This window comes from Natronoarchaeum sp. GCM10025703 (genome assembly GCF_042661985.1).
Classification (GTDB): domain Archaea; phylum Halobacteriota; class Halobacteria; order Halobacteriales; family Natronoarchaeaceae; genus Natranaeroarchaeum.
This window is the reverse complement of record NZ_JBHSZF010000001.1, coordinates 2,246,764-2,271,038: the sequence shown is the minus strand read 5'-3', so window position 1 is coordinate 2,271,038 and position 24,275 is coordinate 2,246,764. Positions and strand designations below refer to the sequence as shown.

The following is a 24,275-nucleotide window of genomic DNA, read 5'->3' as shown; positions in this document are numbered from 1 at the left end:
CGAGGTCCGACCCCCGAACGTCGTGCTCAGTCGTCGTCGGCCGCCGCCGCTTCCGAGTCGGCGAGGTCGGCAAGATCCACTGACGCGAATCGAACGATCGGTTCGAACCGCTCGACTGCGAAGCGGCTTCCGTCGGTGATGTTGCGAGCCTCGCTCTCTGCGAGGCGTCGGTCGACGAACCGCTCGGCGACCAGAGCCAGGCGACCGTCGCCCTCCTCGATCCGCTCCTGTGCCTGTGCGAGCAACAGGCTGGCGGTGAATACGTCGAAGATGTAGTGCGCAAGCCGCTTGGCGGACAGTTGAGCGTACTCGCCGTCCTCCGCGGCAAGCGTCGCCGCGGCCGCGGTCAGATCGTGGAACTCGTCGGTGACGGTCGCAACGCTATCGGCGAGCGCCGGATGTGAGACGGCGTCGAGACGCTCCTGTACGACCGCGGCGAAGGGGTTGAACGCGTCCTCACGGTCGAGCGCGCGCAACACGTCGAGCGAGAGGATGTTCTCGGTCCCCTCCCAGATGGGCAACACCTGTGCGTCCCGCAGGAGTCGGTTCGTCACGAAATCGTTCACGTAGCCGTTGCCGCCCTGGATCTCCATGCCGTAGGAGGCGGTATCGACCGCCAGCCGGCCCGTCCGGAGCTTTGCGATGGGTGTCAGCAGTCGCATCAGCCGGTAGGCTTCGTCGTCGGACTCGCCCGCCCGCCGAGCCGTGACGTGCTCGGAGAACAGCCGTGCGGTCTCGAAGGTAAATGCCGTCGCTGCCTCGTGATCGACCGCCATGTCGACGAGATCCTCGCGCATCAGTGGGTACTGATCGATGGTCTGGCCGAACGCCTCCCTGTTCGCCGCTTTTACTTTGCTCTCCAGCAGTACCCGCCCCATGATCCCGCAGGCCGCGGCGGCGTTCGAGAGCCGTTCGAGGTTCAGCATCTGGGCCATCTGCTTGAACCCGGCCTCCTGCTTGCCGACGAGGAACGCCTTCGTCTCATCGAGTTCCACCTCGCCGGTCGGGACGCTGATCGTGCCGAGTTTGTCCTTTAGCCGCCGGTAGCGCTGGTCGTTGAGACCGTCCTCGACCGTGGCGTCGGACCGCTCGGCCCGCCGCTCTTTTGTCAGAACACCCTCGCCGTCGCCGTGGGGCACCAGAAACATCGAGAGTCCCTCGGTTCCCGCCGGCGCGTCCTCGGTGCGAGCGAGCGCGAGCGTCCCTTCGGCGTCGATGTTCGAACAGAACCACTTCTCGCCGGTGAGCCGCCAGCATTCGGCGGATTCGTCGTACTCTGCGGTCGTCTCGGTCGCGCCCACATCGCTCCCACCCTGCTCCTCGGTCAGGAACATCGCGCCCTCGATCAGGTCGTCGTACTCGCGGCTGGTAAGCGCGGAGAAGTACTCGGCAAGGTCGCCGTCGTCGAACCGTTCGAGGACGAGCGCCGCGCCGCCCGTCATGGCGACGGGACAGGCGAGTCCCGGATCGCTGTACGAAAGCAAGTAGAGCATCCCGAGATTGTGACTCATCGGCATCGGTTCGTCCCGTCCGGGGGTGCCTGAAACGCGTCGGCGACGACTCCCGAGCCATAGGCTAACCGTTCGTTCTCGAACTGCTCGGCGACGTACTCGACCCGGTTTACGATATCTCCGTATCTGTCGTGTGACTGCAGTTCGGGACCGTGGTCGTCGACGTAATCGGCGTTGTCGGCTATCACGTGGCCCGAGGCCGCGCCGAAGGCCGAGAGCCGTGGCTGGGCCCACTCGAACTCGCCCTCGTCGTAGACCCGCTCCAGTTCCCGCCGGAGCGTCCCGTCGAGTTTCCAGTAGTTCAGATTCCGTCCCCGGTCGTAGACGCCGTAGTCGAACCCGTCGGTCATGAGCGACAGTTCCTCACGGACGATCATAATAGTATCTCGGCAGACTGTACCGCTCAGATGTTCGGATCGGTCTTCTCGATGAGCGGGTGCTGGACGTAATCGTTGACCGAGATATCGTCGAGCGAGTCGAGGCCGGCGAGTCGCGCGGTTTCGAGAAAGCCGAGTTCGTCGACCTCCTCTGGCGAAACGGAGAGGACGTGCGCCCGCATCCGGTCGATGTCGACTCCGTCCGCCGCGCATGCCCTGTGGTGGCCGTCGATGATCAGCATCTTCTCTCCGTACGAGACGACGATGATCGGTTCCGCAAGCCCGTTTCTGAGTTCGTACTTGCGTCCCTCGAGTTCGTCCGCGTACACCTCTTGCTGGGTCGGGATCAGTGAGGCCACATCGACCTCTCGCTCGGTGACGTCGGCGTCGACGCCATGAGTCTGTTCGAGTATCCCGCATGTGCTCTCGACCTTCGCGGGCGTGGTCCGCTCGATCTGACTTCTGACGGCATCACCGTTCGAGAAGACGCCGAGCAGTACGCCATCCTCGTCGACGACCGGGAGGAACTGGTGGCCAGTTCGGAAGATGACGCGCGCAGCGTTCTCTATGGTCATCTCGGGGCGGACCACCACGAGTTCGCGGCTCATAACTTTTTTGACATGGGTGTCGCCAGGGATTTCCAGGAGGTCGGGCGCACCGACGAAGCCCAGTAGCTGACCCTCCTCGCCACAGACCGGCAGGCCACCGTACTGTGTCCCTGCTTTCAGTCGGTCGACGACGTCGGCGACCCACGCGTCCGGACCGACGGTGTTCAGGTCGGTGGTCATGTACTCGTCGACGCGAATCTCGTCGAACTCCATCAACGTCATTGTAGCCCTGGCGGCGGTTCGTCGTCGTCGAACTCGTCAGGCTGCTCGACGTTCAGGCCCAACTCCTCGCGTTTCTTCTGGATCTGCTGGATCTGGCGGTTGTAGTAGAAGTAGCCGCCAAGAGCGATGACGGAGAACACCGCAACGGCTCCCCAGAAGAGATACTGGTTCCGTGCGTTGTAGAACTGCACGGAGATCGCCGTCGAGACGTCGTCCCAGACGATTTGGGTGCGACCGTCAATCTCCTGGCTCTCGGCGCTACGCGGGCTGACGTGGCCGATAAGGAAATCGCTGGCCTCGTAGCCCTCGGGCAGAATCACGCGGTAGGAACCGGAGACGTAGGCGGGCTGGCTGAGCTGTTTCGATTCCGCGTTCGCGGTGAAGGCGAGTTGGCCTTCAGTGTCGTCGGGCAGATTGATGACGGTGCTTTCGTCGCCGTACTCGATATCCAGATCGGAGCCGTTGACGAACTCGTCGTCGCCGGATCGGTACTGTACGGCCCGGATTCGGACGGGACTATCCGAAGTGATCCCACGCTGGTAGAGCGTTAGCTGATCCTGACCGGTGACGTTGTAGACCGCCTTGTACTCGCTATCGCTGATGAAGCCACCGGCCTCGTAGATATCGATAACGACGTCTTCCTCGGTATCCCAGTCGTACTCCGCTTCTTCGTCCAGTTCGTCGTCCGAAATGCCGCTTCCGAAACACCCGGCGGTAACCGCGAGCAATGCGACGACAACGGTAGCGACGGCCAGACGTCGGTTCATTATGACGTTATGGGACGACTGCGCGGAGTTCGGAGGGGAGATAGCTGCCGATGCTAGAGAGCAGGCCCGGCGGGTCAGTCGATTCGGGGCAGACGATACTCTGTTCGAGCAGGCCGAGACGCTCAACGGTGATGATGTCCTGTGCGTGACCGGCACGGTTGACGGTCGCCCGTACCTCTGCACGGGTCGCGCTGTTGACGTTGACGCGACCGTCGCCGCGGGTCCACTCGTAGAGGCGGTCTATCTCCTCGTCGGCGAGTCGTGGCGACGACTCGTCGTAGACGAACCGGAGCGGCATGTGCTGGACGAGGCCGAACCGTTCGCGAACCTGCTGGGGGCTCCCGCGGCCGAGGTCGATGTGCTCCGCCGGGATCTGGATTTCGCGGCCGGCGTCGAGCACGAAGCCATCGTCGTTCCAGCCTTCGAGCGTTCCGACGTAGATCTCGCCCTCCTCGAACGAGTCGGTGATCTGTCCCCACTCCTCCGCGAGGACGTTCCGGGCCGCCACGGCGTCCGGTCCCTCGATCGTTACCGAGGGGAAGTCGTCGTGACGAATGCCGATCTCGAACTCGACATCGAGGTCACCGATGTCGTTGTTGACGAGCGATCGCAGTGAATCGAGTGCTCTGTCCCGCGCGTCGCCGCTGATGTACAGCTTCGTTGCGAGAACGACCATCAGGCCTCTACCTCGTTTTCGAGGTTCAGTTCGTCGCGGAGGGAATCGAGTCGCTGATCCATCGCGTCGACCAGGTGGGTGTTCTCCATCGCTTCGAGCGGCGAGCCACACTCGGGACACTCGAAGCCGAAGTCCATCGCTTCGCCGAACTCGAACCGGATCGAACAGACCTCACAGAGATAGAACTCGTGGTTACGCTCGTACTCCCGACGGTCGTCCAGTGCCTCGAACAGTCGGTGCATCTCCTCCTAGGTTCTCCGGAATCTTGTCGTACTCGAAGGTCCACAGATAGGTTAGCCAGCCGGAGTCCTCGTCACGGAGTCGCCGATAGGTCGCCAGGTCGTTCTCGTAGAGAATAAACAGGGCCCGGCGGACATCGTTGAGTTCCATGTCGAGTTCCTCGGCTAGCTCTTCGTCGGTCACTTCGCCGTCCGGAGGTGCCGCGGCGACTGGCATCCCCTTCGGGCCGACCAACTCGTGCAGGTACTTCTGGATGACGGGATCCTCGAGGAGCTCCTCAAAAGCCATTGTTATAGTTGGAACGGGCCGTGAGTTTAAAAGTACTGTTGTCGGCGTCGGTCAGGCGTCTGTCTGCCACTTCCGGATCCGATCCGCGCTGACGCCGTCTATCTCGCTGGCCACGTCGTCGGGCTCGGCACCGGTCAGGTCGTCGATGCTTTCGATGCCCGCTGAAGCAAGCTTCTCTGCGGTCTTCGTTCCGAGCCCATCGAGCGCCTCCAGATCGCTTCCGGACTTGCTCTCACGGGCCTGATACTCGCGGTAGTTACAGATCGGACAGCCGAGTTCCCACGGTTCGTCGTCGTCGTTGTGGACGTGCAGTTCTGGCAGGTCGTGTTCGTCACAGTACTCGTCGGTGACTTCGATCTCGCCACGCCGTGGCAGGGGAAGCGAGTAGTCGCAGTCGGGATAGCGGTTACAGCCGACGAGTCTGGAACCGTTCCGGAGCTGTTTGATGACCAGTTCGCCGTCGTGTTCGTCGGAACACTCGGGACAGTCACCGATGACCGGCCCTTCACCCGCCTCGTCGGCCTTGCACTGCGGGCAACCGTGGACGAACGTACTCCGCCCGGCGAGCATCTTGACGTGGTTCAGACCGTGTTCCTCGCAGACGTCGTCGAGGATGAGCGGCTTGCCCGTACTCGGCAGCGGGAGCGTGTACTCACAGTCTGGATAGCTGTCACAGCCGACAAAGGAGGAGCCGCCGCGACTCCGGCGAAGCAGGAGGTCTTCGCCACACTCGGGACAGGGGCCCAGCCGTTTGTCGGCTTTGAGCGACTCCTGGAGATGGTCGCCGATCTCTTCCCGGGAGTCGGTGAGATCCTCGAAGACGCGTTCGAGCATCTCGCGCGATTCGGCAGTCACGTCGTCGATCGTCGCCTCACCCTCCGCGATGGCGGTCATATCGGCTTCGAGTTCGCTCGTCATCTCCTCGCTGACGACGCGGTCGGCGTACTCTTCGGCGGCTTCGACGACTGCCATCGCCAACTGTGTCGGCCGCGGCGGGTCGTTCTCGATATAGCCACGGTCGTACAGTTTCTCGATCGTGTGGTGGCGGGTCGACTTGGTCCCGATACCGAGTTGCTGCATGGTCTCGATGAGCCGGGACTGGCCGTAGCGTCGTGGCGGTTGGGTCTCCTTTTCCTCGATACGGCTATCGACGATTTCTAGCTGTTCGCCCTCGTCGAGGTCGGGAACGTAGTTCTCGCTCGTGCTGAGGTACGGGTAGACGTCGTGATAGCCCGCTTCGAGCAGGCGTTTCCCGTTGGCCTTGAACGTCACCGCCTCGGTGTCGTGGGGGAGGGAGACATCGATCTGGCCCTCGAGTTCGGAGACGACTTTGAGGTGTTCCCACGTTGCGGCCTCGGCGAGGGTGGCGAAGAAACGCCGAACGACGAGTTCGTAGATCTCCCACTCGTCGTCGGAGAGGTCGCTCTTTTTCGGGAGTTCGTCGGTCGGATGGATCGGTGGGTGGTCAGTCGTCTCCTCGTCTCCCTCAGTCGGTTCGATGGCATCTAGCTCCAGCAGCGATTCGGCACCCTCGCCGAACGTGTGGTGGCCGACGAACGAATCCAGTAGCGCCTCGGGATCGAGGTCGTCCGGATACACCGTGTTGTCCGTCCGGGGGTAGGTCATATAGCCCGCCGTGTAGAGGTCTTCGGCGATGCTCATGGCCCGTTGTGCGGAGTAGCCCAGCGACCCGGCCGCACTGATGAACTGGGTCGTGTCGAACGGTGCGGGCGGCGTGTCAGTGCGGGTCCGCCGCGAGACGCTGTCGACCGAGACGCTCCCGTCGTCGACGGCGATCCGATCGTAGATCGCTTCGGCGACCGGCCCGTCCCAGACGCGTTCGGCCTCGTTGCCGTCCTCGTCGCGGTAGAAGTACTGGGCCTCGAACGTGGAGCCATCCTTTTCCAGATCGGCGAAGATCTCCCAGTACGATTCGGGATCGAACGCCTGAATCTCGCGCTCGCGGTCGACGATCAGTTTCAGCGTCGGCGACTGGACCCGACCGACCGAGATGAAGTCCTGGCCGAGTTGGCGCGCCGACAGCGAGAGAAAGCGTGTGAGCGCCGCCCCCACATCAGGTCGATGACCTGTCTGGCCTCGCCCGCGGCTGCCAGATCGAAGTCGAGTTCTTCCGGCTCTGCGAAGGCGTTCTGCACCTCGTTTTCCGTGATCGACGAGAACCGAACGCGGTCGATCGGCACCGACTCGTTGACCTCGCGGACGAGTTCGTAGGCCTCCTTGCCGATCAGTTCGCCCTCGCGGTCGTAGTCAGTCGCAATCGTCACGCGGTCGGCCCGGCGTGCGAGCGAGCGAAGCGAGGCGACGATCGATTCCTGTGTCGGCCGTTTCTCGACGTCGGCGTCGATCAGTTCGACCGGTTCGACGTCGCGCCAGTCGCTATACTCCTCGGGGAAGTCGACGCCGACGACGTGGCCGGAGAGCCCGACACATCGTTTCCCGCCCCACTCGTAGACGTTGACGCCGTTCTGTCGCGAAGACGACGCAGTGCCGCCGCTGAGAATATCAGCGATCCGACGCGCTGCGTTGTTCTTCTCTGTGATTATCAGTTCCAAGTAAACCACCTCCGACACCTGGGTGCCGGTCGTTGTCAGGAATAGGACAACGCTGCTGGTAAAGCTTTCGGGGTGAAGAATCGCAGTACTCCGTCGGGGTCGATGGCTCGGCGACTACTCTTCGTCGAGCAGATGAACGATTCCGCTCCCCTCGACGAGAACGGTAAATCCGGCGTAGTTAAACGAGACGCGGAGGTCGGAATCGGAACTGCTCATACAGAGCTGATTGAGTGCCTCCGGATCGACCGCCTCGTACAGTGGCGGCAGTTCGAGCGGATCACGGCCGTCGGTTTCGGCGACGATCGAAATGATCGCCTCAGCGGTGGAACCGGTCGCATCGGGTTCGAAAATCGCCTTCGGGCCATCAGCGGCGAGCGATGTGCCGTCGAGTGCCGGTTCGGAACGGTCTGTAGAGAACTCGTGAAAACTCTGTTTGTCCATACGTACTCTGCAAGACGCACAAACTTGAATCATCCCCCTAGTTATCAGCGCTCGACATGTCGGTGACGGTGAACTTCTCCCGCTGCGGACGCTTATAACGGGCCATAGAGCGCCTCAAACGCCCGATCTGTCCCCAATGGTTATCTGTCCAACTCTTCGCGTAGTAGCTGATTGACCGTCCCGGGATCGGCGCTTCCGCCAGTCGCTCCCATCACCTGTCCGACGAGGAAGTTCAGCGCGTCGTCCTGACCGTCGTAGTAGTCCGCGACGGCGTCGGGATTCTCCTCAATCGCGGCCGAGACCGCTTTCGCGACCGCGTCGTCCCCCGTCTTTTCGAGGCCCTCCCGCTCGACGATCCTATCCGGATCGTCGCCGTCGTCGAGCATCGACCGCAGCACGATCTCTTCGGCGTTCTTGGACGTGATCTCGTCCTCGTCGACGAGTTCGATCAGTCGGGTAAACTCGTCGAGTCGAGCCTCGATATCCGTGACGGCCATGTCCCGGTAGTGGAGTTCGCCGAGCAGGTTGTCGGCGACCCAGGTCGCCGCCAGATCGGGGTCGAACTCCTTGGCGACGTGCTCGTAGAAGTCCGCGACCTGTTTCGTCGAGGTGAGTTTGCTCGCGGCTTCTTCACCGAGGCCGTACTCCTCGCGGAAGCGCTCCCGCCGGGCCGCGGGCAGTTCGGGAATGTCGATCTGCTCTTTCCAGTCCGACACTCGCAGCGGTGGGAGGTCCGCCTCCTCGAAGTAACGGTAGTCTTTCTCCTCCTCTTTGGATCGCATCGAGACGGTGATCCCCTTGGACTCGTCCCAGTGGCGGGTCTCCTGCTCGACGCCGCGCCCGCGCTGGATCGCGTTGCGCTGGCGAGTGACCTCGTAGGCCAGCGCTTTCTCCGCGCCCTTGTGACTGGAGATGTTCTTGACCTCCGTGCGGTTGGCCGCCGCGAGCGCCTCGTCGCTGATCTCGCCGTCGGTGTCCCGTTCGTCGGCTTCGATCAGCGAGATGTTGGCGTCCACGCGGAGACTGCCGTCGCGCGTACTGTCGAAGACAGCGAGATACTCCAGCACTTCCTCCATCTTCGCGAGGAACGCGCGAACCTCGTCAGGGCTGCGGAAGTCCGGGCGCGTGACGATTTCGAGCAACGGGACGCCGGCGCGGTTGTAGTTGACCAGTGTGTAGTCGGCCGTGTCGATAGAGCCGCCGACGTGCTGGAGGCTGCCGGGGTCCTCTTCGAGGTGGGCGCGCTCGATGCCGATAGCGCGGCGGTCGCCCTCGACGGTGACCTCCAACTCCCCGCCCTGACAGATCGGTTCGTCGTACTGGGTGATCTGGAAGTTCTTGGGCAGGTCGGGGTAGAAGTAGTTTTTCCGGTGAAAGCGCGTCTCCTCGGGGATCTCGGAGTCGAGCGCCTTACCCACCTTGACGGCGGCCTCGACGGCCCCCTCGTTCAGCACCGGCAACGCGCCGGGCAGCCCCAGACAGACGGGACAGGTGTTCGTGTTCGGCCCGCTGTCGTCGGCGTCGGTCGAACAGCCACAGAAGATCTTCGTCTCGGTTTCTAGCTGGACGTGGACCTCGAGACCGATTACGACGGTGAGGTCGGCGTCCTGCTGGGTCGCCTGCGCAGTCATTGCGAGTCGGTTCGGGGCCCGACTGCTAAAGGCTAACGACACCGAAACGGCTCGACGCGCCGATTGCTCACTCCGCGTCGCCGCTATCGCGGTCGGCCAGATCGATCACGTTCTCCCGTCCGATGCGGAGTTTCTCGACGGTGCCCTCGTCGGCCATCGACGACAGGACGCGGGACGTCTTCGAGTCGGACCACTCCAGTTGGGCGGCGATCGCCGACTGTTTCAGCCGCCTGTCGTTGTCGGCGAGCAACGTCCGAACGCGATCCTCGTCGGTTACTGGTATCGTCGTGGCGGCGACGCTCGCGGACAACTCACCAGTCGCGCTCGCTTCGGACCCGGGACTGGTGTCCGGCGGCGAATCCGCTGTCTGGCCCTCGTCGGGCGATGACGGCGAATCCTCGGCCTGAGCCCTTTCTGAACCGCTCGAGGACGGCCCTCACGCTACCTCGTTGCCGATACAGCAGGACGAGAGCAGCGACGAATACGACGCCGACGAACACGATGACCCCGGCGTCGCCGAGACCGTCGGAACTCGTGCCCTGCGGGGTGGTTCCGTCGTCCGTCGGCGTCAGTCGAACCGATGGGGTCCTGTCGGCGAAGTCCTCGCGTCCGCGCCACACCAGTTCATCCCCGTCGACCTCCTCGGGGAGGGCTCGACAGCGGTGTGCTCGTATCCGGCCGGAGGTTCGAAGATCAGTGCGTCGTCGGTGTCGAGGTAGAACCCACCGGCGAAGACGTCGCCGACGAGGACGTCACCGTCATCACGCTGTGCGAAGCCGTCCCAGCGAAACGAGTAGGTGACGACGCCCCAGCGACGTGGGAACTCCTGTATACTCGTCCTGGCGTCGAACTCGGTCGTCGTCATCTCTCGGCCGGTCGTCGCCGCGGCGTTCTCGACCACACCGCTCATCCGGTCGCCGAACTCCTCGATCCGTGCGTCCCGGTCGTCACGGAACTGCGTCTGGAACTCCTTGTACTCCTGTACTCGCTGCTCGGTGTCGAGGCGCGTCCGTACCGAGAGCTCCCAGGTCGCCGAGCCGTTCTCGTGGACGGCGATCCTGGTCACCGTGCTATCAGCCGCTGGCTGCGCCGCGGCGACCTCTGTCGGTGACTCCTCCTGTGTGACCGATAGCGTGCCCGCCCCGATATCTGCTGTGGACGCGCTCATGGCGGGCGCCGCGCCAACTGGGACGATGATCCCCGACATGGAGAGGAGGATCACGATAATCGCGACGAAAACCCGGTCTGGGAGGTGGTTCACGGATAGCGCCTACTCGCTGTTCGGCAGTCATAAATCGTTCGGGCGAGCAGCGACCGACCGTCGCAAACCGCCGCAAAAACGGCTGCAAACGGCTGCAATGATCTGCAAACGTCCGAAAGCGAGTAGGAACTGCCGCAACTATATCACCATCTTATCATGTTAGGGGTCTTGGCAGTAACTGATGACGAAGCTACGAACTACGACAGTGGTCGCGGTCACGCTACTGCTGTGCGTGGGGATGGTGGCCCCCGTAACAGCGGTCGGCGGCGCGACGAATGCACAAGCGATACAGGAAGAATCGACCGACGAGACGGCGGACCGGACGAACGCGAGCGTCGGCGGACAGCTGAGTACCGTCGTGGCCGCGACGAACGGCGAGGTTCAAACGGAGTTCGAAAACGTCGCCTTCGAGATCGAGTACGAGAGCGGGGACGAGACCGAACGCGTCACCAGCGTCGCCGAGCGGACGGAGACGTTGCGTGACCGTGCGGCCACGATCCGCTCGGAGTACGAGACCGCGACCGAGGCCTACCGGAGTGGCGAGATAACCCGCGAGCGCTACGCCCAGCGGATCGCTGTGCTCAACGGGCAGGCAAGCAACGTCCAAGCCGCTCTCGACCGCGTCGAAGAGCGCGCCACCGAGGTCGACGAGGTTGATCTGGCCGCTGAGGGGACTACCCAGAGCCAGTTCGACGAAGCCAGAGCCGACGTCAGAGCCGTCACAGGCTCGGGCGCGACGGCCCTGTTCCAGCAGTTCACTGGCGAACAGAGCGGCGAGTTCTCGGTCGAGGTCGAGAACGGCCTCGAAATCGAGGTCGAGAACGAGGACGGCGACCGCTCGCGCGAGTTCGAGCGGCCGCGAACCGGTGACGGCTCGATACAGGTGAGCCAATCCGAGGCGCTCGACACCGCACGCGGCCTGCTGAATGAGACCGACGGTACGTGGCGGCTCGTCGACACCGAGATCGATACCGACGACGGCGTCTACGAGTTCGAGTTCGAGCTTCGCGGCAGCCAGAGCGGCGAGAGCGGCGAGGCCGAGGTCTCGATCGACGCCTCGAACGGCGAGGCGTTCGAGTTCGAGGAGGAGATCGAACGAGCGGACGAGGATGCGGATGACGCCGACGATGCGGACGACGCTGAGGAAGACGACGAGGAAGTCGAAGTGAGCCTACTCGTCGCAGAGGGTACGCCCGCGGTCGGCGAGCAGATCACGCTGTTGGTGCTCGTCGACGGCGAACCCGCCCCTGACGTCGATGTCGAGGGCGAGGATGGGGTCGTCGGCACGACCGGTGCCGACGGCACACTCGTTGTCACTGTCTACGAGGACTCGGAGTTCGAGGTCGAACAGGGCGACGCGGACGCCAAAATCGAGTTCGATCTGAGCGGCAACGATGACGACGAGGCTGAGGAGGGGACACTCGATGTCAGTCTGACGAGCAACGATGACGGAACGGCGACGCTGACTGCCACGTACAACGATCAGCCGGTCAGTGACGCGACGGTCGAACTCGACGACCAGCAAGTCGGAACGACCGACGCCGACGGAAAAGTCACCGTCCAGCTCCCCGCAGACGGGGAGTTCGGCCTCGAAGTCGAGCGCGGTGAACTAGAGTTCGAGAACGAGTACGCACTCGTCGACGGGACGCTCACCGTCGTCGACGACGAGGGCGAAGACGCCGAAGACGAAGACGCCGAAGACGCCGAAGACGAAGCAGACGAGGCAGAGGAAGCGGACGACGAAGACGGGGAAGAATCCGATGACGACGATGAGGACGACGAAGAAGATGATGAAGAAGATGACGAGGAAGAGACTGACGACGACGATGACGAAGAGTAACGCTCCGGCTCCGGGATCGGACACAGAGTGTGGCCGATGGACCGGTAGCACAATCGGGCAACAATGAGGAGGAAGCGACTCTACCCGGCGGCCGGTCTGGGTACTGGCACTCTGTGTCGCTGTCGCTGTAGCGACGGTCGGTGCGACGGTCGCCCCAGTCGGCGCGCAATCGGCGGCCGATGACGGTGCCGAGAGTACGTTCGTCGTCGATGTCGAGGAGTCCGGTGATGCGGAGCTGCGACTCGTCACCGAGTTCGATCTGACGACCGACGCCGAGCAGGCGGCGTTCGAGGAACTGCAGTCGGACACAGGGCGTCAGCAGGAGCTACTTGACGAGTACGAGACCCGGATGGACCGGATCGCGACCCGCGCCGACGCCGACGTCGACCGGAAGATGGCAGTGAGCGATCCGCGCAGCAGCGTCGAGACGAACGACGAGGGGACACGCGGCGTCGTCACGCTGCCGTTCGTTGGTCGGCCCTCGCGGAGGCCGACGGCGACGAGCTAACGCTCGAAGAGCCGTTCGCGAGCGGCTACCAGTCCGACGGTACCTTCACAGTCGTTCCGCCGAAAGGCTACGGGATCGACAGTACGACGCCCGGGCCGGATGCAGTCGATGGCACCACCCTGCGCTGGGACGCCGGGACCGACCTCTCGGCGTTTTCGGTCGTGTTGACGCCCGACACAAGCGGAGCGGAGTCCGGCGCGACCGCCGGTTCGACCCCGGACTCCAACTCCCTGCCGGGCTTCGGATTCGCCACGGCGCTCACGACGCTCGGTCTGCTCGCGCTGTACTCCGTTCGTCGGGAGTAGCTGACGGCTCCGTTACGCTGTTTCGGTTTCCACAACCTATTTGCGCCCCGCCCTGATGGGTTTCGCTATGAGCGACTCGAATCCGACCGATATCCCGTTCGGACTGTCCCCGACACAGCTCCAGTCGCTCGGACTGGTACTGTTCGGTATCGGCTTCTTCTCGCTGATACTGTACTTCGCCGAGGACGTCACGTTGAACAACGCCCTGTGGATCGTCCTGTTCGTGTTCACTGGCGGGATCATGATCGGGTATGGCTCGGCGAAACACAACCCGGACGGCTGGTAGCGCACGCGAACTACGTATTCCCATCAACGAACTGTCCATTGTCTGACGCGGATTTATGAGGCCGGGGCGTTCGTGTCATTAATATGTCGAACGAGCGTGTAGAGGAACTCGAAGCAACGGTGTCGGAGCTGGAATCGACGATCCGCGGGCTCACCGAGGAGCTAGTGGAGACCAAAGAGCGCATCCGGATGCTGGAGAACGAACTCGACCCCGAACCCGCGAGCACTGTGGGGTCGCCGGACCGGGACGACGATGGGGTCAAGCCCGAGTCCGAAGCCGCGCCGGAGGAAGTCAAAGAAGCCGCAGCCGAAGCCGATAAGGGGGATCAGGACGACGCTGAGGACGAACCGGACGACTCCGGGCTGGGCGACGACATCATCGTCGCCTGAGCCGGGCCGTCACGTCCGCGTCATACATCATGCATATACAAGAGCTCGTACTAGACAACTTCAAGAGCTTCGGCCGGAAGACGCGGATCCCGTTCTATCAGGACTTCACGACCGTTAGCGGCCCGAACGGTAGCGGTAAGTCGAACATCATCGATGCCGTACTGTTCGCGCTCGGACTGGCTCGGGCCCGGGGCATCCGCGCGAAGAAACTGACCGACCTCATCTACAACCCCGGTTACGAGGACGGCGAGGCCGCGGCCGGACCCAAGGAAGCCAGTGTCGAGGTCGTGCTGGACAACTCCGACGGAACGCTGGTCCGGAACCAGGTCGTCAACGCGGCGGGATCCGAAGACGTCGGCGACATCGAGGAGATCACGATCCGCCGGCGCGTCAAGGAGACCGAAGACAACTACTACTCCTACTACTATCTGAACGGTCGATCGGTCAACCTCTCGGACATTCAGGACCTGCTCGCACAGGCCGGCGTCACGCCGGAGGGGTACAACGTCGTCATGCAGGGCGACGTGACCGAGATCATCAACATGACACCCCACCAGCGCCGGGAGATCATCGACGAGATAGCGGGTGTCGCGGAGTTCGACGCGAAGAAGGAGGACGCCTTCGAGGAACTCGAAGCCGTCGAGGATCAGATCGACGAGATACAGCTCCGAATCGACGAGAAGGAAACCCGGCTCGACCAGCTTAGCGAGGAACGGGAGACCGCCCTCGAATACCAGTCCCTCCGCGACGAAAAAGAGGAGTACGAGGGGTATCTCAAGGCCGCGGAGCTGGAGGACAAACGCGCGGATCTGGCGGGCGTCGAGAGCAAAATCGAGGACCTCGAGGCCGAACTCGAAACGCTCCAGCGCGAACTCGACGAGCGGCAGGGCCGCGTCGTCAGGCAGAAGAGGATCTGGACGATCTGGACGCCGAGATCCAGCGCAAAGGCGAGGACGAGCAGCTAGAGATCAAAAGCGAGATCGAGGGGCTCAAAGGCGACATCGCCCGGTTAGAGGACAAGATCGAAGCGACCGAAGAGAAACGCGAGGACGCGGAGAACAGTCGTCGCGAGGCCTTCGTCCAGATCGATCGTAAACAGGAAGAGATCGACGAACTCGAGGGGAAGATCCGTGAAACCAAGGTCACGAAATCCTCGATCGCCGCCGATATTCAGGCCAAAGAGTCGGAACTGGCCGAGGTCGAAGACGAAATCGACGCGATCGACACCGAGTTCGACGAACTGAAAGAGGAACTCGCGGAGCGAAAGAAAGCCCGCGAGTCGATCAAAGAAGACCGCAACGAACTCCAGCGCGAGAAGGATCGCCTGCTCGACGAGGCACGCCGGCGCTCGAACGAGATCACCGAACTCGAAGGCGAACTCGACGACGCCGAAGAACGGATCCCGGAGCAGAAGCCGAGATCGCCGATCTGGAGGACGAACTGCGGAAGGCGACGGCCAACCGCTCGAACATCCAGGAGGTCGTCGACGACCTGCGACGGGAGAAACGCTCGACGCAGGAAGAGCTCTCGGAGATCGAAGACGAGATCCAGGCCAAACAGCAGGAGTACGCCGAACTCGAAGCCCGTGCCGACGAGAGCGGCGACTCCTCGTACGGCCGCGCCGTCTCGACGATTCTCAACGGCGACCTCGACGGGGTTCACGGCACGGTCGGCCAACTCGGCGGCGTCGCCAAAGAGTACACGACGGCGTGTGAAACTGCGGCAGGCGGTCGGCTGGCGAACGTCGTCGTCGACGACGACGGCATCGGCCAGCAGTGTATCGACTATCTCAAATCGCGCAACGCGGGGCGGGCGACGTTCCTCCCGATGACGGAGATGCACAGTCGAAGTCTGCCCTCGAAACCGTCGGATCCGGGCGTCGTCGACTTCGCGTACAATCTCGTCGACTTCGATTCGGACTACTCGGGCATCTTCTCGTACGTGCTCGGTGATACGCTGGTCGTCGAGGACATCGAGACTGCCCGGGAGTATATGGGCGACTACCGGATGGTGACGCTATCGGGCGAACTGGTCGAAAAGAGCGGCGCGATGACCGGTGGCTCGACGAGCGGTTCGCGGTACTCGTTCACAAAGAGCGGCAAAGGACAGCAGAGCGGGTCGCAGAGGAGATCAATCGACTGCAGGACGAGCGTGCCTCGCTCAAAGAGGACGTCCAGTCAGTCGAAGAGCGCCTCGACGATGCCCGGGATCGACAGACGAAAGCGGCCGATCAGGTCCGCTCGATCGAGACGAAGATCGAATCGACCGAGGCCGAAATCGAGGAGACGCGGGCCGAAATCGAGCGCAAGGAAGACCGTCTCGACGAACTCCGCGGCGAGCGGGAGTCCGTCGACGAGCGGATGACCGAGATCGAAAGCGGGATCGACGAGCAGGAGACCGAACTGGCCGAGATCGAGGCCGACATCGACGACCTGGAGACCGAGCAGCGGATTCGCGGATCCCGGAACTGACCGCCGAGATCGAGGCGATCGAAGCCGACATCGACGACCTGGAGGATCAGCGAGACGACCTCGACGCCGACCTCAACGAGTACCAGCTAGAGAAAGGGTACACCGAAGACGCCATCGAGGAGCTTCAGGAGACCGTCGAGACGGCACAGAACCGCAAAGCCGAGTGCCAAGAGGACATCGCCGAGTACGAGGAGCGCATCGAGGACAAAGAGAGCGCGCTCGAAGCGAAGCGTCAGGAGGTCCTCGAACTCGAGGACGAACTCGCCGACCTCAAAGACGAACGCGAAGACCTCAAAGACGAACTCCGGGAAGCGAAGTCGGCGCGCGACGAGCGGGCCGACGACGTGACCCGCGTCGAGAGCAAGCTTTCGGAGAAACGCGAGGCCGCAGAACGCCTCGACTGGGAGATCGACGAACTCGAAGCGGCGGTCGGCGAGTACGACCCCGAGGATATCCCCGACCACGACGAAGTGACCGAGACTGTGGACCGACTCGAAGCCGAGATGGAGGCGCTGGAGCCAGTCAACATGCTGGCCATCGAGGAGTACGACGACGTGGAGGCCGCACTCGACGAACTACAGGATGGCAGGGAGACGCTGGTCGAGGAACGCGACGGGATCGAAGAGCGCATCGACTCCTACGAAGCCCAGAAGAAGGCGACCTTTATGGACGCCTACGAGGCAATCGACCGGGAGTTCCAGGACATCTTCAGTCGGCTCTCGAACGGCACCGGCACCCTCCATCTGGAGGACGAGACTGATCCGTTCGACGGCGGGATGACGATGAAGGCCGAACCGGCCGACAAGCCGATCCAGCGCCTCGACTCGATGTCGGGGGGCGAGAAGTCCCTGACCGCACTCGCCTTTATCTTCGCCATCCAGCGGTTCAACCCCGCACCGTTCTACGCGCTCGACGAAGTCGACGCCTTCCTCGACGCCGCGAACGCCGAGCGGGTCGGCGAGTTGGTCGACGAACTCGCAGGTGACGCGCAGTTTATCGTCGTCTCGCACCGCTCGGCCATGCTCGACCGCTCCGAACGCGCCATCGGTGTCACGATGCAGGACGACAACGTCAGCGCGGTCACCGGAATCCAACTCGGCGAGCTAGATGGTGACACCGAGGTGAGTGCGGATGACTGAGGAGGACATCCCGCTGGACATCACCGGTCACGACTCGGGGGCGGGCGAGTCCGGTCCGCCGGAGGCGCTGACTGGCGACGAGAGTGACGAGGAGGTCGAACCGGTCGAACTGCTCGTCGGGATGGCAGAGGACGGCGAGATAGATCCGTGGGATATCGACATCGTCGCGGTCACCGACAAGTATCTCGACCGACTCGACCAAGCGGATCTGCGAACCTCGGGCCGGGCGCTCTTTTACGCGAGCGTACTACTCCGGATGAAGGGCGACCGACTGCTGGACGGCCCGCAGGAAGACGACCCAGAGCCCGAGCCCTGGGAGACGGCGTTCGAGGAAGCCCCCGCCGAGGAGTCCGGCGCGGTCGACCCGGTCGCGGGACTGGAAGCCGAGATGGAGCGTCGACTCGACCGGAAGAGCGCGCGTGGTAACCCCGAGACGCTGGACGAACTGGTTCGAGAACTCCGGGAAGCCGAGCGGGATTCGTGGTGGAAAGAGTCCCGCGAGTACGACACCAGCGGTTCCCCACAGGGGTTCCAGCGCGGTACCCAGACGCTCGATTACCACTCCGGCGACGACTTCCGCGCCGACGAGGAGCCGACGGAGGCCGACGTGACAAGCAACACCCACGGCGAGGACATCGAGACGGTCATCGAGGACGTCCACGGCGTCCTGCGCGAGCAGTACGAGGCGGGCCGTGCCGAGGTGCTCTACGCCGAGATTGCGACGGCTGGCGGGAGCCGCGTGATGACGTATCTCTCACTACTGTTCCTGGCGAACCGCGGACACGTCCGACTACAGCAGGACGAACTCTTCGGGGATCTGTGGGTGAGAGATCCGAACGCGGCGCGGGGAAGCGAAGAAGCGGTGGCGGACTGAGACTCAGGCCAGTCGCCAGCGGTCCTCCCCCGTCAGCCGTTCCGGCGTGTTCGATCTCGTCCCGGCGCTCCATCTCGGTGAGGACCTCGTCGAGGCGTCCGGGCTGGGCGATCTCCATTTCGATCCGATCCACCCCGTGGTACGCAGCGAGGTAGTGGCGTAGTGCATCCTCGTCGAAGGTCTCCTGATCGGCTTTCTCCATGACGCCAGTGAGCAGATCGATCATGTCCTCGATGAAGTTCCACGGGTAGACGACCCACGCCCATTCTTCGAGTTGCTCGCCGACGAAGTCCGGCTGGAACTCGCTGGTGCCCAGTAGCTGAAGCGTCGCCGTGCGGACCTCGCCGGGGTTGCGCTCGGTGACGTACTCCTCGGCGCGCATGATCGAGCCGCCGGTGTCGGCGATGTCGTCGATGATCAACACGTCCTTGCCCTCGACACTGCCCTCGGGCATCGGATAGCGGACCTGCGGCTCGTCGGCTTTCTCTCCGGTGCCGACGTAATGTTCCATCTTCAGACTGGCGAGGTCGTCAAGCCCGAGGAAGTCACAGAGACATCGGCCGGCGAACCAGCCACCGCGGGCCAGCGCGACAACCACGTCCGGTTCGAACTCCGCGGCCTTGATGTCCTCGCTGACCTCGCGACAGAGGCTGTAGATGTACTCCCAGTCCGTTATCGTGCAGTTGAACTCGTCCGGAAGATCGGACATCGGTATCACCTGAACGGTCTCGGCGCAGTATCTAAAGCGATTGGGTTTGGTGCGACTGCCTCGGCCGGCCGATTTCGTGGCGTCACCACTAATGCAGTGCCCACCATGGGTGCTGATATGAACGACGAGGAGACGGTCGAACTCAGTCTGGTCGACGCGTTCACCCGGGAGCCACTCGCCGGCAACGCCGCCGGCGTCGTCAGGGCGGCCGACGACCTGGGCGACGAGCAGATGCAGTCAATCGCCCGCGAGCTATCGGTGAGTGAGACGGCGTTCGTTCTCGAGAGCGCCGACGCCGACCGCGCGATCCGCTATTTTACGCCCCAGCAGGAGGTCGACCTCTGCGGGCACGCGACGGTTGCGTCGCACGCACGACTGGTCGAGACCGGCGTGATCGATCCGGGCACTCACTCGCTCGCGACGAACGTGGGCGTCATCGACGTCGAGGTGACCGAAGACGGCGTCGTCTGGATGGGCGGCGACTCTCCGACGGTCCAACCCGTCGACGTCGGCTACGATCGGCTGTCCGACGCGCTGGGTATCGACGAAATCGCGCTTTCGGAACCCGGCGTCGAGCTACCGGTCGCGGTCGCCTCGACGGGTGAACCGTTCCTGATCGTCCCAGTCACGTATCTGCAGGCATTGCTGAACGCCGATCCGGATGACGACGCCATCGATGCGATCTGCGAGGAGGTCGGGGCGACCGGTATCTATGCGTTCACGTTCGACGCGCTGGATCCCGATTCGACGTTACATGGCCGGGCGTTCGCGTCGCCGGTCGGCATCTCCGAGGATCCCGTGACCGGGACGGCGAGCGCCGCCGCCGGTGCGTATCTCCGACAGATGAACGCGTTCGGGGGCGAACTCCCCGAGGAAATGCTGTTCGAGCAAGGCCACGTGATGGACCGACCGGGAACGGTTCGGGTCCGTGTCGGCGACGGCATCTCGGTCGGCGGGCGGGCGGTCACCGCCCTCGAAGGGAGAATAGCAGTACCGTCGATCGAGGACGACGAGATTCTGCAGGCCTGAGCAGTTCGTCCGGCCGTTCGCGTCCCCGCTCTCTGACTACCGGTCGCCAGTCGCCGGGTCGGGTTCAGTGTCCGGCATATCGGACGGATCGCCGTCTCCGGGGCGCTGGCTTCCTGTCGCAGATCCGGCTCTTCCGTCGATCTGATCGCTGGTCAGCGAGTCGGCGTGGTCCTCGATACCGAGGCGGTCGATCTGCTGGCGGGTCGTCTCGACATCCGTGTGGATGTCCGAGAGCCGATCGTCGAGTACTTCCAGGATTTCGCTTTTGACCGTCTGCGTGTCGAAGCGGTCCGCCATCTCGTTCTCGGTTGCCTCAGTGAGGGTCATGTAGAACGCGGCGGTCTTCCCGACCTGCCAGACGACGAACCCGAGAAGAATCAACGCAGTGCCAACTACGAGACCTGTCACGTCCACCGTTGCATTGCCGGCGGTTCCCGGAAGCTGATTCAGTACGATATCGACGAACCCGTACCAGACGCCGACGGCCGCGAGTGCCGTCCCGAGGAGGAACGATACCAGCGCGATACCACGGTAGTAGATGGTCCACCGCAACGCTTCTGTCAGTTGCATTGGCGGACACCAGTGCCCCAACTGATATAAATATTGGTCGGGAGAGGTACTCGTATGTGAGTCATATTCTTAACTATTAATCCGGTAGGTTCTTTAGTTGCGTCGTAAACTGTTCCAATACAGATGCCAGTACACTGGCTGGAAGAAATCGGATCGGACGACATCGAAGACGTCGGGGGAAAGGGCGCGTCCCTCGGGGAACTGACGAACGCTGGACTGCCCGTTCCACCCGGGTTCGTCGTCAGCGCTGGCACCTACCGCTCTTTTATCGAACGTGCCGGTATCGACGAGGAACTGTTCGACACCGTCGACGTCGACGTGGAGGATTCCAGCGCGCTGGCGGCGGCCGCCGAGCGTGCGCAGACCCTGGTCGTCGAGAGCGATTTCTCCGAGGACGTTCGCTCGGAGATACTCGACGCCTACCGGTCGATCAGCACGGATGACGCGGGCGGGGAGCCGTTCGTTGCGGTCCGGTCGAGTGCCACCGCTGAAGACCTACCGGACGCGAGTTTCGCTGGCCAGCAGGAGACCTTCCTCAACGTCCGCGAGGAGCGTCTCCTCGAACGGATCCGTGAGTGCTGGGCCTCGCTGTTCACGCAGCGGGCGATCTACTACCGGCAGAAACAGGGGTTCGATCACAGCGCGGTCAACATCGCCGTCGTCGTCCAGCGGATGGTCGACGCGGATCGAAGCGGGGTACTGTTCACCAGTCACCCGTCGACTGGAGATCAGCGGATGATTATCGAGGCCGCGTGGGGACTAGGCGAGGCGGTGGTCTCCGGCGCAGTCTCCCCGGACAACTACGTGGTCGACCGATCCGAGGGCGAGATTCTCACGGCGACCGTTACCGACAAGACGGTGATGCAGGTCAAGGATCCGGAGACCGGGGAGACCGTCGAGAAGTCGGTCCCCGACGAACGCCGCGAGCAGCGCGTCCTCTCGGAAGCGGAGATACGGGAACTGGTTGCTCTCGGCGAGCGCGTCGAAAAGCATTACGAGACCCCACAGGACGTCGAATGGGCAATCGTCGATGACGAGGTGTATATGCTCCAGTCCCGGCCGATCACGACAATCGACACCGGGAGTGGCGACGCGTTCGGGACTCCGGAGTCACCGGCCGAGGAGCTTTCGGGCGGTGCGACCGCCGAAGGGAACGTGACCGATGGTAGCGGTGCCGTCGCCGAGGGTGAAGCCAGCGGCGGTGCCGGTGACGACGTACTCGTCGGCGGACTGGGCGCGAGTCCGGGTACGGTCTCGGGGGCCGTTCGGATCGTCGACAAACTCGACGAACTCGACAAGGTCCGGGAAGGGGACGTGATCGTCACCGAGATGACGACGCCGGATATGGTCCCGGCTATGAAACGGGCATCCGGAATCGTGACGGACGAGGGCGGGATGACGAGTCACGCCGCGATCATCTCGCGCGAACTGGGCGTTCCAGCGGTCGTCGGGACACAGAGCGCAACGACTCGTCTCGACGACGGGCAGGTCATCACGCTCGATGGCAAGCGAGGAACGGTGACAAGTGGGGCCTCTACGACCAGTTCGGAACCCGAGACCACCCCCGCCCCGACACCGTCGGCCGCCAAACCGATGACCGCAACGGAGGTGAAGGTCAACGTCTCGATTCCTGATGCCGCGGAGCGTGCCGCTGCGTCGGGCGCGGACGGCGTCGGACTGCTGCGGATCGAGCACATGGTGCTGTCGCTGGACAAGACGCCCGAGCGATACGTCCAGGATCACGGTGCCGATGCATACGTCGACGAACTGATCGACGGGATCAGGACGGTCGCCGACGAGTTCTATCCCCGTTCCGTCCGCGTTCGGACACTCGACGCGCCGACCGACGAATTCCGCGAACTCCAGGGGGTGGCGACGAGCCTGAAGAACACAATCCGATGCTTGGCTACCGCGGGATCAGACGAAGTCTCGACCGGCCGGAGGTGTTCCGTCACGAACTCGATGCCGTCCGCCGCCTGTTCGAGATGGGCTACGACAACATCGAGCTGATGTTCCCGCTCGTCAACGACGCCGAGGATGCCCGCCGCGCTCGCGAGCAGATGGTGGAGGCAGGGATCGATCCGGACAAACGCGATTGGGGCGTAATGATCGAGACGCCTGCGAGCGCGCTGAGCGTCGGGGAGATGGCCGAAACCGGGATCGACTTCGTCTCGTTCGGGACGAACGATCTCACCCAGTACACCCTCGCCGTCGACCGGAACAACGGTGCTGTCGCGGACCGCTTCGACGAACTGCACCCCGCCGTCCTCGAACTGATCTCCTCGACGATCGAGACCTGTCGCGACCGAGGGATCGAGACGAGCATCTGCGGGCAGGCCGCCTCGAAGCCGGATATGGTCGAGTTCCTCGTCGAGGAAGGTATCTCCTCGCTCAGCGCGAATATCGACGCCGTCCGGGACGTCCAGCGCGAAGTGAAGCGAGTCGAACAGCGTCTGCTACTCGATTCGATCCGGTAGCCGGCGCTCCAACTCGGACGGCCTCGAAACTGTACGTTTATGACCGTCGGGGCGAAACACGGCGGTCATGAGCGACGCGGACTTGCGGAGGAGAGTTCGGTGAACGACGAGGCGACGGTGTTCGTCCCGGGACATATCACTGGATTCTTTACGATATCCGAGGACGACGACCCGACGAAAGCCGGGTCGCAAGGGGCCGGACTGGCGCTCTCGGACGGCGTAACGGTCACCGTCCGAGCGGCCGACGAGCGTGCTATCTACCTCGACGACACCAGTATCGAAGTGGAGGCAGTCGACCGCGTGCTCGACGCGCTGGCTGCCGACGTGCTCGTCGACGCGGAGAGCGACCTGCCGCTCGGGGCCGGGTTCGGGGTATCGGGAGCGCTCGCGCTCGGAGCGGCGCTGGCGACTAACCAGGTGCTGGATCGGGGGCTCTCGGAGAACGAACTGATAACGATCGCACACGGCGCAGAAGTGCAAGCGGGAACCGGCCTCGGCGACGTGGTTGCCCAGGCAAAGGGGGATCCCAATCAGGCTGGAACCGGGTGGGCCACAGCACAACGTGCTCGATGCTGTACCTTCGCGCGTGCGCGTCGAGTACATCCATCTCGACGAACTCTCGACCGAGTCGGTGCTCGAAGAGAGCGGCGAACTCCTCAACGACGCGGGCGAGAAAGCGCTCTCGCTGCTCGTCCGGGAGCCGACACTGTCGAGTTTCATCTACGCCTCTCGCGGGTTCGCAAGGGAGGCAGAACTGTTGACTCCCCGGGTCGGGGAGGTTATCGACGACGTCAGCGCGGCCGACGGACAGGCCTCGATGGCGATGCTCGGCGAGACGGTGTTCGCGCTCGGAACGGGCCTTTCGGACGCTGGCTACGAACCAGAGCACTGCAACACGTATCCTGCCGGTGCAGTTTTCAAATGAGAGAACCGGCGGTCTGTCTGTACCCTAACCTGCTTTTCAACCCTCTTAATCCCGACATAGTTTCTTTTCTCATCCGCGTGCATATAATGGGTAAATTGACTGATCTATCAGTAGAAAATCATTGGCAGCGGTCGCACAGCAATGTTTAAGAGCCGTAT

16 protein-coding genes and 7 pseudogenes are annotated in these 24,275 nt (G+C 63.2%); 10 read left to right on the top strand and 13 right to left on the bottom strand.

The genetic code is table 11. The annotated features are described in order from the left end of the window. Positions 1 to 26: 26 nt before the first annotated feature. The 11 genes and pseudogenes from ACFQH2_RS12655 to ACFQH2_RS12605 all read right to left on the bottom strand — a co-directional run bounded on the left by ACFQH2_RS12655 (position 27) and on the right by ACFQH2_RS12605 (position 10,595). Positions 27 to 1,861 (bottom strand): annotated as a pseudogene (locus ACFQH2_RS12655) (acyl-CoA dehydrogenase family protein). Positions 1,862 to 1,914: 53 nt separating this feature from the next. Continuing rightward, positions 1,915 to 2,709: a CBS domain-containing protein gene (locus tag ACFQH2_RS12650; protein ID WP_377057078.1), complete on the bottom strand. Its 795-nt coding sequence runs from the start codon at positions 2,707 to 2,709 to the stop codon at positions 1,915 to 1,917. A gap of 5 nt (positions 2,710 to 2,714) precedes the next feature. Next, positions 2,715 to 3,485: a DUF5803 family protein gene (locus ACFQH2_RS12645; protein WP_377054121.1), complete on the bottom strand. Its 771-nt coding sequence runs from the start codon at positions 3,483 to 3,485 to the stop codon at positions 2,715 to 2,717. Between the two features lie 7 nt (positions 3,486 to 3,492). Beyond that, entirely contained in the window at positions 3,493 to 4,161 is a 669-nt protein-coding gene (locus ACFQH2_RS12640) for a DUF2110 family protein (RefSeq protein ID WP_377054119.1), read from the bottom strand. Beyond that, positions 4,161 to 4,689 (bottom strand): annotated as a pseudogene (locus ACFQH2_RS12635) (transcription factor). The gene ACFQH2_RS12640 and the pseudogene ACFQH2_RS12635 overlap by 1 nt, the downstream one beginning before the upstream one ends. 51 nt (positions 4,690 to 4,740) lie before the next feature. Beyond that, positions 4,741 to 7,262 (bottom strand): annotated as a pseudogene (locus ACFQH2_RS12630) (DNA topoisomerase I). Between the two features lie 114 nt (positions 7,263 to 7,376). After that, positions 7,377 to 7,703 (bottom strand): HalOD1 output domain-containing protein, encoded by a 327-nt coding sequence (locus tag ACFQH2_RS12625; protein WP_377054113.1) that lies wholly within the window; start codon positions 7,701 to 7,703, stop codon positions 7,377 to 7,379. Between the two features lie 140 nt (positions 7,704 to 7,843). Further along, positions 7,844 to 9,334: an Asp-tRNA(Asn)/Glu-tRNA(Gln) amidotransferase subunit GatB gene (gatB, locus tag ACFQH2_RS12620; protein ID WP_377054111.1), complete on the bottom strand. Its 1,491-nt coding sequence runs from the start codon at positions 9,332 to 9,334 to the stop codon at positions 7,844 to 7,846. 67 nt (positions 9,335 to 9,401) lie between these two features. Then, positions 9,402 to 9,644, bottom strand: coding sequence for a helix-turn-helix transcriptional regulator (locus ACFQH2_RS12615; protein ID WP_377076805.1), 243 nt, complete (start codon positions 9,642 to 9,644; stop codon positions 9,402 to 9,404). 1 nt (position 9,645) lies between these two features. After that, positions 9,646 to 9,954 carry a hypothetical protein gene (locus ACFQH2_RS12610; RefSeq protein WP_377076804.1) on the bottom strand — a complete coding sequence of 103 codons (309 nt, stop codon included), beginning with the start codon at positions 9,952 to 9,954 and terminating at the stop codon, positions 9,646 to 9,648. Next, on the bottom strand, positions 9,903 to 10,595 hold the full coding sequence (locus ACFQH2_RS12605) for a DUF7345 domain-containing protein (protein WP_377076803.1): 693 nt from the start codon (positions 10,593 to 10,595) through the stop codon (positions 9,903 to 9,905). The genes ACFQH2_RS12610 and ACFQH2_RS12605 overlap by 52 nt, the downstream gene beginning before the upstream one ends. 181 nt (positions 10,596 to 10,776) lie before the next feature. Between ACFQH2_RS12605 and ACFQH2_RS12600 the strand changes: the two genes are divergently transcribed. The 7 genes and pseudogenes from ACFQH2_RS12600 to ACFQH2_RS12570 all read left to right on the top strand — a co-directional run bounded on the left by ACFQH2_RS12600 (position 10,777) and on the right by ACFQH2_RS12570 (position 18,407). Next, positions 10,777 to 12,435 (top strand): PepSY domain-containing protein, encoded by a 1,659-nt coding sequence (locus ACFQH2_RS12600; protein ID WP_377054107.1) that lies wholly within the window; start codon positions 10,777 to 10,779, stop codon positions 12,433 to 12,435. Between the two features lie 349 nt (positions 12,436 to 12,784). Then, positions 12,785 to 12,943, top strand: a complete 159-nt coding sequence (locus ACFQH2_RS12595) for a hypothetical protein (protein WP_377076802.1) — start codon at positions 12,785 to 12,787, stop codon at positions 12,941 to 12,943. 161 nt (positions 12,944 to 13,104) lie between these two features. Further along, positions 13,105 to 13,248 carry a hypothetical protein gene (locus ACFQH2_RS12590; RefSeq protein ID WP_377076801.1) on the top strand — a complete coding sequence of 48 codons (144 nt, stop codon included), beginning with the start codon at positions 13,105 to 13,107 and terminating at the stop codon, positions 13,246 to 13,248. 67 nt (positions 13,249 to 13,315) lie between these two features. After that, positions 13,316 to 13,534 carry a hypothetical protein gene (locus tag ACFQH2_RS12585; RefSeq protein ID WP_377054103.1) on the top strand — a complete coding sequence of 73 codons (219 nt, stop codon included), beginning with the start codon at positions 13,316 to 13,318 and terminating at the stop codon, positions 13,532 to 13,534. Between the two features lie 83 nt (positions 13,535 to 13,617). After that, a complete protein-coding gene (locus ACFQH2_RS12580) occupies positions 13,618 to 13,923 on the top strand; it encodes a DUF7518 family protein (RefSeq protein ID WP_377054101.1) in 306 nt (101 codons plus the stop codon). Positions 13,924 to 13,952: 29 nt separating this feature from the next. Continuing rightward, positions 13,953 to 17,533, top strand: a pseudogene (smc, locus tag ACFQH2_RS12575) (chromosome segregation protein SMC). Beyond that, positions 17,526 to 18,407, top strand: coding sequence for a segregation/condensation protein A (locus ACFQH2_RS12570; RefSeq protein WP_377054097.1), 882 nt, complete (start codon positions 17,526 to 17,528; stop codon positions 18,405 to 18,407). The pseudogene smc and the gene ACFQH2_RS12570 overlap by 8 nt, the downstream one beginning before the upstream one ends. A 37-nt stretch (positions 18,408 to 18,444) precedes the next feature. On the opposite strand, the pseudogene ACFQH2_RS12565 reads toward ACFQH2_RS12570, so the two are convergent. Beyond that, positions 18,445 to 19,116, bottom strand: a pseudogene (locus tag ACFQH2_RS12565) (phosphoribosyltransferase); the annotation flags it as partial. Positions 19,117 to 19,233: 117 nt separating this feature from the next. Here ACFQH2_RS12565 and ACFQH2_RS12560 point away from each other — a divergent pair. Continuing rightward, entirely contained in the window at positions 19,234 to 20,145 is a 912-nt protein-coding gene (locus tag ACFQH2_RS12560) for a PhzF family phenazine biosynthesis protein (protein WP_377054093.1), read from the top strand. Between the two features lie 36 nt (positions 20,146 to 20,181). Here ACFQH2_RS12560 and ACFQH2_RS12555 read toward each other — a convergent pair whose 3' ends face one another. Beyond that, a complete protein-coding gene (locus ACFQH2_RS12555; protein WP_377054091.1) occupies positions 20,182 to 20,715 on the bottom strand; it encodes a hypothetical protein in 534 nt (177 codons plus the stop codon). Positions 20,716 to 20,838: 123 nt separating this feature from the next. Here ACFQH2_RS12555 and ppsA point away from each other — a divergent pair. Together ppsA and ACFQH2_RS12545 are read left to right on the top strand one after the other, a co-directional pair. Further along, positions 20,839 to 23,192, top strand: a pseudogene (gene ppsA / locus ACFQH2_RS12550) (phosphoenolpyruvate synthase). A gap of 99 nt (positions 23,193 to 23,291) precedes the next feature. Then, positions 23,292 to 24,117 (top strand): annotated as a pseudogene (locus ACFQH2_RS12545) (pantoate kinase). Positions 24,118 to 24,275: the final 158 nt, after the last annotated feature.